Source organism: Coprococcus sp. HPP0074, assembly GCF_964238105.1.
Taxonomy (GTDB): domain Bacteria; phylum Bacillota; class Clostridia; order Lachnospirales; family Lachnospiraceae; genus Faecalimonas; species Faecalimonas umbilicata.
Map to the genome: position 1 here is coordinate 158,610 of NZ_CAXSKS010000005.1, position 12,547 is coordinate 171,156.

Annotated in this window: 7 protein-coding genes; all 7 read left to right on the plus strand. The window is 44.1% G+C overall.

The window, feature by feature from the left end; genetic code table 11:
* The first annotated feature begins 16 nt into the window (after positions 1–16).
* The 7 genes from ACESPO_RS08115 (at position 17) to ACESPO_RS08145 (ending at position 12,307) form a co-directional block, all read left to right on the plus strand.
* Positions 17–1,210, plus strand: coding sequence for a Wadjet anti-phage system protein JetD domain-containing protein (locus ACESPO_RS08115; RefSeq protein WP_499788665.1), 1,194 nt, complete (start codon positions 17–19; stop codon positions 1,208–1,210).
* Positions 1,197–2,747, plus strand: coding sequence for a hypothetical protein (locus ACESPO_RS08120; protein ID WP_117576709.1), 1,551 nt, complete (start codon positions 1,197–1,199; stop codon positions 2,745–2,747). Before ACESPO_RS08115 ends, ACESPO_RS08120 begins: the two co-directional genes overlap by 14 nt.
* Entirely contained in the window at positions 2,716–3,432 is a 717-nt protein-coding gene (locus tag ACESPO_RS08125; protein WP_336305257.1) for a DUF6063 family protein, read from the plus strand. The genes ACESPO_RS08120 and ACESPO_RS08125 overlap by 32 nt, the downstream gene beginning before the upstream one ends.
* Positions 3,419–7,831: a coiled-coil domain-containing protein gene (locus ACESPO_RS08130; RefSeq protein WP_336305258.1), complete on the plus strand. Its 4,413-nt coding sequence runs from the start codon at positions 3,419–3,421 to the stop codon at positions 7,829–7,831. Before ACESPO_RS08125 ends, ACESPO_RS08130 begins: the two co-directional genes overlap by 14 nt.
* A gap of 72 nt (positions 7,832–7,903) precedes the next feature.
* Positions 7,904–8,707 carry a RelA/SpoT domain-containing protein gene (locus ACESPO_RS08135; RefSeq protein WP_009262203.1) on the plus strand — a complete coding sequence of 268 codons (804 nt, stop codon included), beginning with the start codon at positions 7,904–7,906 and terminating at the stop codon, positions 8,705–8,707.
* The gene (locus tag ACESPO_RS08140; RefSeq protein ID WP_336305259.1) at positions 8,691–10,508 is read left to right on the plus strand and encodes a J domain-containing protein; all 1,818 of its coding nucleotides are present in this window, start codon (positions 8,691–8,693) and stop codon (positions 10,506–10,508) included. Before ACESPO_RS08135 ends, ACESPO_RS08140 begins: the two co-directional genes overlap by 17 nt.
* Complete coding sequence (locus tag ACESPO_RS08145; RefSeq protein WP_336305260.1) at positions 10,505–12,307, plus strand: Hsp70 family protein; 1,803 nt, start codon at positions 10,505–10,507, stop codon at positions 12,305–12,307. Before ACESPO_RS08140 ends, ACESPO_RS08145 begins: the two co-directional genes overlap by 4 nt.
* Positions 12,308–12,547: the final 240 nt, after the last annotated feature.

A 12,547-nucleotide genomic window follows, 5' to 3' on the forward strand; every position in this document is an offset into this window, starting at 1 on the left:
TGAGGGGGCAAAGAGGATGAGAAAGAATCTGGAACGGTATTTTGCAGAGCGCAGAGAGAAGAAAAAAACAGGGAATATCCGTGTCACCTATGAGGAATTGATTGAGCAGGCAGCGGGAAACAAAGAGAGGAAGCTCCTGGAGATTAGAACCGGGAGAGTGAGGGAGTTTCAGCAGCTTTTGGAAGCGTTTGTTCAGGAGGGAGTGCTAAGTCCGGTGAAAAGAAGTAAGAAACCGGGATACATGGCGACGGTCTATGAACGGTATGAGATTGTCGGCAATAAAGAAAAAGTGGTGGAAGATCCGGAATATCTTGCTCTTTTGCATTCCTATGTGGGCACGAAGGTGCTTGAATTTTATAAGAGAAACCGGAGAGCGTTTGAGCAGGATCGGGAAGCGATTGGTATACTCTATAACTACTATTGCAGGACAGAGAAAGTATGGATGACTGCAAATGAACTTGGCTATTACCTGTTCGGTGATGAGAAAGCATTCGAACAGCCGGAGGGAGAAAAAGGGAAGCAAGTGTCAGATGAGCAGGAAATGAGTACGGAAAAGGATGGTAGGGGAAGGCACAGGAAAAAGGCCGGAGCTTACACACATCTGTTAAATCGGATGGGATTTGATATAGAGACGGATCTGCATGCTTTCTATACGAAGGAGCCATTTATTTGTCAGGTACGCCCATCTTTTTTTGAAAAGAATATCAGGAAAATTTTGATCGTAGAAAATAAAGATACGTATTTTCGGATCAAGAACGGAATATATGGAACGGAATATGATTGTGTGATTTACGGGGAGGGGTGGAAGATTATAAGAGCCTTTTCTCTCGCAGAAGAAACTGGTATAATGGAGACAGATACCATAGAATATTTTGGAGATATCGATCCCGAAGGGTTTGCGATTTATTATGAATTAAAAACGCAGTATGCATCGTATTCAATCTGGCTGAAGATGGAGTTTTATGAGAAGATTTTAGAGGCAGTCAGAGGAAGTGAGAGAAAGCCCGGGAAAATCAGAGGGAAGATTCAGAATCGGGCGCGGGAGGTACTACCATCTGCCCTTCAGGAATTTGATACAGAGACAGCAGATTTTTTGCAGAGAATGATGTTGAAAAATCTGTGCTATATCCCGCAGGAAGCACTGATTCTTGTCGGGGAAGCAGAGGTGGAAAATACTACAAGGAGAATCAGAAGTAATGGAGTTACATAGAAATTTGCTTGAGGAGATCCGGGCAGAACAAGGGCTTCGGATGGAGAGTATGAAAAAATATTATCCATTTTTTGAGATTGTCAGTCATGATCTGAAGCAGTTTCAAAATGGAAAATACAAGTCGATTGACATAGGATATGTGTTGATGGCAGTGCTTAGAATGTTGATCGAAGAAAATAATTTTAACAATACCGGAGTAACTTATACGGACTATTTAAATTTTGTCATTCCGTTTTTGGAGAGTGAGTTTGCACTGGACTGTACACCGGAAGAGTATGCTCAGCTTGCAGGGTATGTGTTTGATAAGATAAAAAATGACGGAAAGCCGTTCTCCTATGAATTTTATGATCCAGAGGAGAAGATCCGGAAGGTTGCCAGAGTATGGCTGATGAAAAGTCATTTTCAAGAAGGAAATATTTATTATTACATTACGGAGAGTGGGATTGAATTTTATCTGAACACAAAGGAGTTCAAAGAAGAAAGCAAGATCAGTATACAGCAGCTTCTTTTGGAGAAGATGATCCGCACCCAGAACTTCAAAGGCGGTCGTGAGATTGTAAAGCGAATCTGCAATGAGGTACTCAAACTGAAAATGCAGAAGAGAGAAGTACTGCAGGTACTTGTGCATGATTTGAAAAACGGACTTTCTCTCTACCGGGAATTTTTTCAGGAGAGTGTCTGCTGGTTTGATGAGGAACACGATCTGTTTATGAAAAATACGAGGCTGATTGCCGGGGCAATGTCCATGCTATCTCCGGTTGATCAGATTAAAAATAAAGAAGAGATCTTTTTGTTGGATAGCGAACTGAAGCGGGCGATGGCGATGCATTCAGAGTTATTGAGTGAGTGTATGGATTTGAGGAGAAAAGTCGACAGTATGGTGGAACAGGGGACATTAAACGCGATTCGTCCGGTTGTCTATTTCCGTCAGTTTCTTGAGACGGCCCTTGCAAAAGATGATGTGGAACAATTGAAATTGCTTGCGGAGCCCTTGTTTCAGGCGAAAAAGAAGAAGATGTTTGATCTGAAGCGGCTGGATGAAATGCTGGCATTACGCCGCGGTATGGATGAGGAACGTGAGGAGATCGAGTCAGAGGAAGAGGCGGATTATGTCTATGATGACGAACTGGAAGAACAGCGGATCAGCAGCAATTACCGGATACTTGTGCGGGAATTGTTTGCGATGTTGAAGAAAACAGACTGTTTCACGCTGCGGGAGTGGAATGAGCAATTAGAGGTACGGTATGGACAGAAGATTTTTGCAAATGGAGATTATTATTCGTTCCTCGTCAATCTGTGCCAGAAGCATGAGATTGTAATTCGGGATGCAGTAAGACACCCGGCGACAAATTTTGAGGCAGTTTTGAAACAATATTTTGAAATAGAAGGCACCGAGGAAGAGTTGCAGATGGATTTTTGTCTGGAAACACTGACGGATGAGGAACCAGTTACTTTTCTCGAATGTTTTTCGGTGACGAACATAAGAGTGGAAAGGATGAATGGAGATGACAGAGCAGACGCTGGAAACAGGGATTGAGATTTTTGCCAGACTGATCAATCAGGAGGCAGTAAAATATCAGGGTGAACATACGAAGCTCTATGAGGCATATACGCAGAATGGAGACATATTTGATACGGTAAATAAGATTACAAAGGCGCTGAATCTGGAGATTTATGATTACCGGGGAGGGTTGTATCTGACACCGGGAGAATCGAATCATGTTTTTGGATATACGAATGAAGAACTAAAGGAGATGATCGGACTTCGGCTCAATCGGGAGTTGTTCCTTTGCTACTTCATTATTTATCACATCATCACAAAATTTTATACAGATTCAGCGACTTATACTTATCAGGAGTATGTCAAGGTTCCGGAAATTGTGGAAGCAGTAGATGCTTCTTTTCAAGGGTTAGCAGAGAAAGTGGAGACGCTTGCACTGACAGAGGTGGAGGAATACAGTTTTGAGCAGATGGCGCTTGCCTGGGATTTGCCACTTCTCACCAATGAGGATAGTTCCGTGATCCGTGCAGAAAAAGGTTCCCGGGCAGGAATGGTAAAGAAGACATTTCAGTTTCTGATCCGTCAAGGATTGTTTCTGGAAGTGGAGGATCGATATTATCCGACAGACCGTTTTTCGACGCTGATCGAGAGCTATTTTGAATCGGAGCAGAGTCGTATTTATGAGATTATGACAGGAGGTAGAGACGATGCCGCATATTAACAGAATCCGGGTAAACAATATCAAATATAACGTGGGAACTCAGTTTTATGACGACTTGTGCCTTCGGTTTCAAGGGAAAAACAGCCTTTATGATCTGGCAAATGGAGGGGGAAAGAGTGTTCTGATGCTTCTGCTTTTGCAGAATCTGATCCCAAACTGTACACTGGATGACAAACAGCCGGTAGAAAAGTTGTTTCGGGGAAGCACCGGGAGTAGTGTCATCCACTCTTTGATCGAGTGGGACCTTGACAGGCCGGATCAGGAAGAGTGTGGATTTCGGTTTATGACGACTGGATTCTGTGCACGAAAGAAGGCAGATCGAATCAAAGAGGGGGAGGAGGAAGTCTCATCTTCGGCGATTGAATATTTTAACTACTGTATTTTTTATAATGAGTTTAATGATTATGATATTTTAAATCTTCCTCTTGTAAATGGAAAAGAGCGGATTACCTTTAAAGGGCTAAAAGAACTCATCAAACGGCTTCAGGCCGAATCAAACCGGAAGCTTTCAGTGAAAATTTTTGAAAATTCCAAAAATGAATATCAAAGTTTCATTGCAGGCCATGGATTATATGAGAGTCAGTGGAACATTATCCGTGGGATCAATAAGACGGAAGGTCATGTGCGTACTTATTTTGAGAGCAATTATAGGACAAGCCGAAAAGTAGTAGAGGATCTTTTGATCGAGGAGATTATCCAAAAGGCATACCAGCTTCAGACCGGTAAGGAAAAGGATGCTGAAGAACTGGCACAGACACTGTTGGATATCCGGGAACAGATGGTAGAACTGTCAAAGAAAAAGGAGCAGATTTCTAATTATGACAGGCAGATTACGGTGATTCAAGAGTTTCTGACAAAGTTTGAGCCATTGTTACAGAATTTTGAACTGTGCAGGGAAAATGAGCAGAAGACAAGCGTATTTTATCATACCCTCTTTGATGAAAGAGGGCGGATTGAGGCAGAGGCGGAGCAATTGGAAGAAGCGCTGCAGAACATGCAGGAACAACAGCAGGAAACGGAGCGAATCTTGTTGACTTTAGATCTGCAGGAACTGGAATGTCATCTTGATGAAGCCAATTATGAAAGAGAACAGAAGGAAAAGCAGAAAGAGCAGTTGAAAGAGGCAGTCGAAGAATTAAGACAGACTGTGACAGAGAAAGAGTCTGTCCAGTATTTTCTTAATTACGCAAAAGCACAGTCGCGGGCACATACTATCGAGGCAGAGATGGAGCGGATGAAGCAGGGAAATGAGGAACTCTACCAGTCTTTACTGGAGATGACTGCCCAGAAAAAAAGAAAAGATGAGCAGATTTTTGAACAGCTTAACAGGCAGAAAGATGAGGCTGAGAAAAATCGAGAGACTTCCAGAAGAGAAAAGGAAGAGGCAGACAAAAAGGAGCGGGAAAGCGATAATGCCCGCGCTGTATTAGAAAGCCGTCTTATAGAAAATGAGAAAGAGCGCACCGCTCTGCAAAAAGAAATCGGCGAGGGGATGAAAGCATTCCCATTTCTTCTCCGGGAGCAGATTAAGGATACGATCATAGAAAAAGAAAAGGAAGAAGATGCCGAGCGAGAGTCGAAGAGAACGCTGGAACAAGAGTGTGAGACGATAAAAGAACAGCTTCAGTCAGACAGGCTGATGGCTAAGGATCTGGAGCATGAGGCAAAGGAATTGCATACAAAAGAGGAGGAATGTCAGGCACAGCTGGCAATCTATGAGGAGCTGACAGAAAAAGTAGCACAGAGAATGGAAGTATATGGCGAGAAAGATGTCTACCGGTTACTGGAGTTGTTAAAGGAGAAACAGCGGGAGACGATCATTTTGCTCCATGACGGACAGAACCGTCAGTCAGAACTGCAAAAACAGCTGGAGCAGCTTCAAAAAGGAATTTTATTCCAGGTAACTCCGGAAGCAGAGCAGCTGAAAGAGTTTCTTTACCGAAAATACGGGGATGGAGTGCTTGGCACAGAGTTGTTAGAGCAGATGCAGGGGGAGAAAAAGGAAGAGGTGCTTGGCCGGATTCCATACTTGCCGTACAGCATTGTCGTCGGGCACCGGATCTACGAGAAGATCCTTGCAGAACCAAAACCGGAAGAGTGGCAGAATGTAAGCTGGATGATCCCGGTCGTGGATCAGACATATCTGGAGCATGGACAGTTTGATGCAGGGGACGGAGTGATGTTTGCAGGAAAAGAAACTGCGTATTTTCTGGAAAAAGAGCAGCTGGAAAAAGAAATACACCGGACAGAAGAAGTATTGAATCTGGAACATAAAAAGCAGGAACAGTTGAGAGAACAACAGAAAGTGCTGACAGCGGACACAGATGGCGTGCAAGAGTATGTGACAAACTATTTCGAAAACTATGCCGGTTGGCTGGAAGAACAGCAGGAGAGAAAAGAAAAAAGAGCACAGGTGATGGAGGCACAGGAACAGTTAAAAGAGAAGGAAAAGAAACTGTGTGCAAGAGCTGCAGAGCTGGAGAGAAAGATTCCTGAAAGTGCAGCAAAGATTAAGAAACTGGCAGAGGAGATCCTGTCCTTGCAAAGGCTGGAGGACATATTTAGAAAGTCAGATCTTGTGGAAGCAAATCAAAGGGAGTGGAAGGAAAAGAAAGCAGAGCTGGAACTGGAAAAGGAAACACTTTGGAGACTGGTGCAGGCAAAAGAGCGGGAGATTTCTGAGGCAGACGGACGAATCAGGCAGATTACGGCACAGATTATGGAACGGAAGATGGGATGGGAGAGATATGCTGCCTATTATAAAGAAGAGATTCCGATCCAAGAACCGATTCCGGAACGTCTGGAGGAAGAGTTGGATGGTGCCATCGCAGCATTTGAAAAGGAAAATAAAGATGTAAGAGAAAAAAGCGAGACACTTCAGGTCATCCGGGAACAGATTACATCCTATCTGCGAGAATTAAGAAGCAGAAAGGCAGATGTAAAGATGCTGGAACAGCTCTATGAGGAGCAGAAACTTGCGGAAGTGTCCGACGAAGAGATTGAGGCGCAGAAAGAACATCTGATGGAGGAAGAGAAGCTATTACAAAGATGTGAGAAAAAAGTATCGGAGCTGGTACTTGCATGTACGCGATTCCAATCACAAGCAGATGTGATCGCCGGGCAGATCAGGGAGAGATTCTACCGAATCGAGCGGCTCCCGATTGCAGCAGGGACGATTGAGATAGAGAAGGAACGGCAGAAAGAGCTACAACAGCAGTGCAAGAGAGAACTGGCAGAATTGTTCCGGAAACAGAAGGAAACTGGAAAAGCGCAGGAAGAAATCCAGACGATGATCAGAAAGATTACATGGGTTGCAGAAGAGTATCACATCAAAGATATGTCCGTCAAGACACTTCCAGGATTTGTTATCTTAGACTGGAAAGAAACCGAGCGTCAGATCATGAGTGGATGGCAGAAGATGAAAGCGAGAAAAACAGCGGCAGAAACTGCATTTGGCAAGGCAAAGGCGTGGTGTGAAGAGACGCTGACCGGACTTGGCGCAGGAAGTTTTGCACTGCAGATGAAAGAACAGATCCCGGTTCCGCAAAGTTTTGAGGAGGCAGATAAGACGATTAAGCGGTTGGAAGAAGCATGTGTGATGATCCAAATGGGAAGAGATCAGATTGAGGAAAGCCTTCGTGATATCGAGAAGATTAAAAGTAGTTTTGAAAATCAATGTTTACAGCGGTGCAATACGATCCGCATGGAACTGGATAAGTTTCCGAAACTCAGCAGTATTATGATCGATGAGAAACTGACGCAGATCGTCCGGTTGAAGATTCCATATGTGAGAGAAGAACAGCAGCAAATGCAGATTTCCAATTATCTTGGACAAGTGATTGAAAACCTGAAAAAATACGAGACCGAGCAGGAAAAGAAAAAATATCTCATTCAAGAACTGTCGATGAAGCGAATGTTCTCGGCAATCGTCACAGATATGAACCGTATCAGTCTGGAACTTTACAAAAGAGAGCGGATCAAAGAACAGAGTCGCCACCTAAGATACGAGGAGGCAGTTGGAAGTACCGGACAGTCGCAGGGAATCTACATCCAGTTTTTGATCGCAATCATCAATTACATTGCAAGTATTCATTCCTACCATGCAAATGAGGAGTCTCTAAAAAAAGTAATCTTCATCGACAATCCATTTGGTGCGGCGAAGGATACATATATCTGGGAACCAATCTTTGCGATGCTTGCAGCAAATCGGGTGCAGCTGATCGTGCCGACAAGAGGTGCGACACCTGCGATCATCGGCAAATTTGATGTCAACTATCTGCTCGGGCAGAAGATGGTCGGACAAAAACAGCAGACCGTTATTGTAGATTATCGCAGCAAGATCGATGTAGAAGAAGCTGAGTATGTAAAAATGGAATATGAGCAGGCAACACTGTTTTAACAGAATAGATGCAGGGAAGGTGCTGCAAATGAAATAAGCGTGCAGCATCTTCATGCACAAGAGAGGAGTAGAATGTTAGATAAGAAAGAATTTCTTCAGAAATACAGAATTTCAGAGCAGGATTTTGAGGAGGCAAAGATCAGTTGGGAAGAACTGACAGCAATCTATGAGAATTACCAGTCTATGGAGACGACGCTCCGGGAGATCGGAAAAGATTTTGTAGATGAATACCTCTATGACATCCAGAAGGCGGGGATTCATTCTTACCGCTACCGAACGAAGGAACCGGGACATCTTCTGGAGAAGATTATCCGGAAACGAAGAGAAAATTTCCGGAAGTTTGACCGGATCGACCGCTGGAATTTTCACAAATATTTTACAGATTTGATCGGTATCCGCGTGTTCTTCCTCTACCGTGAGGACTGGATTCATTTTCATCAATATATCACGTCGGTGTTTGAAAATGATCCTGCCCAGTATGTGGAAAATCGTCTGGAAGATTTTGATGAGGATGCGGATCACTATTATATTGCAGAGCGGCCAAAAGTGTATAAGCGGGCGGGAGACAGTCGAATTTACGATGATCAGCTGATTGAGATCCGTTCCGGGGGAATTTACCGTTCCTTGCACTATATTATCAAATATAAAGGGCATTATGTGGAGATTCAGGGAAGAACGCTCTTTGAGGAAGGGTGGAGTGAGATTGACCATGATATTGTGTATCCATATTTCAAAGATGATATTATGTTAAATGATTTCTCTACATTGCTGAACCGGCTTTCCGGGATGGCAGACGAGATGAGTTCTTATTTTCGGCGCATGAAAATGATGCGTGTTGAGGAGGAGCAGGAGAAGGAGCATGAGAGATCCGTTTAAAGTACTTGGCATTGAGCCAACTTCAGATAAAAAACAGATCAAAAAGGTGTATGCAAAACTAGCAGCGCGCTACCACCCGGAAGAATACCCGGAGAAATGGCAGGAAATCCACGAGGCATACGAAGCAGCGATCCAGTTTGCTTCCGCAATCGGGGAAGATGCTTGGACAGAGGAAGAAGAGCAGAAAAAAAGTGATTCTTTCAGTGGCTTGGAGAACAGAGCAGAAGCTGATTCTATTGTTGTTTGGGAAGAAAACACAGAGCAAAAGACTGCGGTAGAAGTAAGCGCAGAAAAAGAATATATAGACAAAGATGCTGTGCCGGAAAGCGTTCCGGAGGCGATTTCCCTGGAAAAGTCAAAGGATATCGAGGAAGAGGAAACTGCTTTTGATTTTGAGCATATTCTTTCAAAACTGGAGAAAGTTCAGAAAGAAGAGCAGGACCGCATCTTGCAGGAGCTTCTAACCTTTTTGGAACCGTTAAGAGAGGAACCGGAACAGGAAGCAGTGTTGTGGAATGTGTTTTTTCAGTCTGCAGTTTTTCGGGAAAATCAATTTCAGCCGGTGTTATGGGAACTTTGTGGAGGAATTTTTGCCGAACGGAATGTTTCTGAAAAGTCATTTCACATCATCTGTCGACAGATTGCGCTGACCAGACAAGAGCTGGAGGAGAAACTACAGTCCTCCGGGTATATTCCGGAACATCTGGAGCAACTGAATCAGACACTGAACAGAGTTGCGCGTGCACTGGAAGCAGCAAGGAAACTTCCTCCGACAGGGAAAAAGAAACCTCAGAAGCACAATGGAAACATCCGAAAAATGATCTATCTGCTAGTGGCAGTATTTAGTCTGCTTGCATTCCTGATTCTTCCAAGAACGAGGGAGGACAGTGAAACATGGGATCAGCAGAGAGAAGAGCTGGCAGAAACTATGGATGCAGCAGATAAGCTGATCGAGGATACAAAGTCTGCCGAACGTGACCTTCAGCTGGCAAAAGAGGAACTGCAGAAGGAAGGGGAACAGTCGCTGTTAACGTATCTTACGGAAAAATATGCGGGTACGGAAGTTAGCGTTCCGGAATATCATGTCTATGTTTCTTCGGTTTCGGGATGGGATCATACTTACATGGGTGTAGAACTGCGAAAGAAAGGGACCGAGAAAGTGTTTGCGTGGTTATGGAAAGATGAAGATGGAGAGAAATACTTTGACACTTTGCAGGCAGAAGCGGTGGAAGCAGCCATGCAGGCGGAAGTTGTGGCAGTAACTGGAAGTGAGGAAGCATTTGTAAAAACAGAAGTGGCAGAGATCAACAGCACTTATGGGAAACTGCAGGTGCCATGGCTGGGACAGACCGGATATCATACAAAATTTGAGCAGGATCTGGAAAGCTTCTGGAAGCAGGAGAAACAGTATCGTCTGACGAAGCCGGGAAGTGATCAGATGCTGGAGGCATTTGCCGGAGAAAATCAGAATACAAGATACTGTAATGACTATTTTGTATTCTGTCTGAAGGATCCCGTGGGGACAACATTGGAAAACTATGTGAATGTGATGCCGACGAGGGCAGAAGAGTTTGCCCGGTATGAGGCAGCGCTTTGGCAGCTGCAAGAAAAATACAGTATAGAGCTGGAAGTGGCATTGTACCTTCCGGAAGAACGGATGCCGGTGACGATGCTTTATAAAAAAGGAAAGGTCTGTGCACTGGAAGGAATTATTGTGACGGGAGCAGAAGCAGAAACAAAAAAAGAAGAAGCCTATCAACTGATTGAGGAAGTCTATGAGAGAAAGGGTGGAGGAAAATGAGAACGATTGGAATTGACTTAGGGACAACGAACTGTCTGGCAGCCGTGTGGCAGAATGGGAAGAGTGTGCTGATCCCGGACAGCAGCGGGGAATATCTGACACCGAGCTTTGTGAGCGTGGATGGAGATCGGATTTATGTAGGAAAGACGGCAAAGGAGCGGATGATTGCACATCCTGATGAGACGGCAAGTGTATTTAAGCGATATATGGGGACGGATAAGCAGTTTTCCCTCGGCGGTCGACTGTTTCGTCCGGAAGAACTTTCTGCATTTTTGTTAAAGAAGATGAAAGAAGATGCGGAGGAATTTTTGCAGGAAGAAGTCGGTGAGGCAATCATAAGTGTTCCGGCATATTTTAACGATAAAGCGAGAGCTGCCACAAAGCGTGCCGGGGAGCTGGCAGGACTACGGGTAGAGCGTATCATCAACGAGCCATCTGCAGCAGCGCTTGCCTGCCAAAATATAGAACAGCGGGAAGATGCCACAATTCTTGTCTTCGATTTTGGAGGAGGAACTTTAGATGTCTCCCTTGTAGAATGTTTTGACAATGTTGTTCAGATTGAGGCGGTCAGCGGGGACAATCATCTTGGAGGAAGTGATTTTGACAGTGTGATCGCAAAATATTTCTGCGAGAAACAGAATCTGTTGTGGGATTCACTGGATGAAAAGTTAAGAGCAGTGATCATAAAAGCGGCGGAGCGATGCAAGATGGAACTGACGACTGCGAAAGATGCAGTGATGCGGGTAAGATATGAGGAGCAGTCATGGGATCTGAGTCTGACCAGACAAGATGTAGTGCATATTGGAGCAGAGATTTTCCGAAGGATGGAGAAACCGGTGAAGCGTGTTCTGCTAGATGGAAAGGTTTCGCCAAAAGAACTGACAGAGGTTGTTCTTGTGGGCGGTTCCTGTAAAATGGAGATTGTAAGGCAGTATTTAAGTTATATTTTGGAAGGAAGAAAGATTGAGATGTGCGATCCGGACCGGATGATTGCGCGGGGGCTTGGTGTTGTCGTCGGGATCAAAGAGCGGGACAATGAAATCAAAGATATGCTTCTGACAGATATCTGTCCGTTTTCGCTTGGAGTCGGCGTTCGGAATCATGATGGAAGTGACAGAGATATGATGAGCATACTAATTGAGCGGAATACTTCTCTTCCTGCCAGCAGAGAAAAACGGTACTATACTTCCCATGACAATCAGACAGAGGTTGTCGTCAATGTCTATCAGGGGGAAAATTACTACGCAGATGACAATCTGCCTCTCGGACAGATCAAATTTCATGTTCCTCCAAAAAGGGCGGGAGAGGTTTATATTGATATCCGGTTTACCTACGATATCAATGGTCTTTTGGAAGTACAGTTACATACGCCGGAGACCGGTCAGAGACAGACGATAGTCATCCAAAAGGAGGATGGTTCCATGACCGAAGCTGAAAAAGAGGCGAAGCTAAAAGTGTTTGAAAAGCTGAAAATACATCCAAAAGAAAAGGAGGAAAATCAGTATCTCATAGCCAAAGGGGAGGCTCTCTATGTGCAGTCGACAGGCGCTCTGCGCGATGCTATCGGGGAGTGGCTTGGATATTTTACAAGCCTTTTAGAAGGGCAGGATGAAGGGAAGATTAGAAAACAGCGGAAAAAAGTGGAAGATGCCTTTGCACAGTTGGAACAGATACTGCAATATCAAGGAGTACCAATGGGAATGAATCCTTATACAGAAAACTGGTATGAAAGAGATCCAAAAGAAGCGGTGATTGAGGATTTTGAAGCATGGGTAGAAAGACATCGAGGGGAGTCATAAAATACGCTGTTTTTAAAGAATTCAACAAGATCATGAAGATGCTTTTGTATCATACAAGTAAAAGGAAGATTAAAAAGACAAGAAGTTTTTACGAGTTATGCAGTGTGGTTTTGAGTTTTTTGCTAAATTTGGTCCTTTGTCTTCTGGCAGAGGATTTTATAGGAATGTTTATCCATTTCTCTGATAGTAAAGTATATATTTTGGCAATCATAGTCTCTGTTTTGTTGACTGTATATGGAT

What these genes read in the sequence shown, in the direction of transcription:
- ACESPO_RS08125 (WP_336305257.1), top strand. Translation starts at nt 2,716, where the DNA reads ATGACAGAGCAGACGCTGGAAACAGGGATTGAGATTTTTGCCAGACTG.
- ACESPO_RS08135 (WP_009262203.1), top strand. Translation starts at nt 7,904, where the DNA reads ATGTTAGATAAGAAAGAATTTCTTCAGAAATACAGAATTTCAGAGCAG.
- ACESPO_RS08140 (WP_336305259.1), top strand. Translation starts at nt 8,691, where the DNA reads ATGAGAGATCCGTTTAAAGTACTTGGCATTGAGCCAACTTCAGATAAA.
- ACESPO_RS08130 (WP_336305258.1), top strand. Translation starts at nt 3,419, where the DNA reads ATGCCGCATATTAACAGAATCCGGGTAAACAATATCAAATATAACGTG.
- ACESPO_RS08120 (WP_117576709.1), top strand. Translation starts at nt 1,197, where the DNA reads ATGGAGTTACATAGAAATTTGCTTGAGGAGATCCGGGCAGAACAAGGG.
- ACESPO_RS08115 (WP_499788665.1), top strand. Translation starts at nt 17, where the DNA reads ATGAGAAAGAATCTGGAACGGTATTTTGCAGAGCGCAGAGAGAAGAAA.
- ACESPO_RS08145 (WP_336305260.1), top strand. Translation starts at nt 10,505, where the DNA reads ATGAGAACGATTGGAATTGACTTAGGGACAACGAACTGTCTGGCAGCC.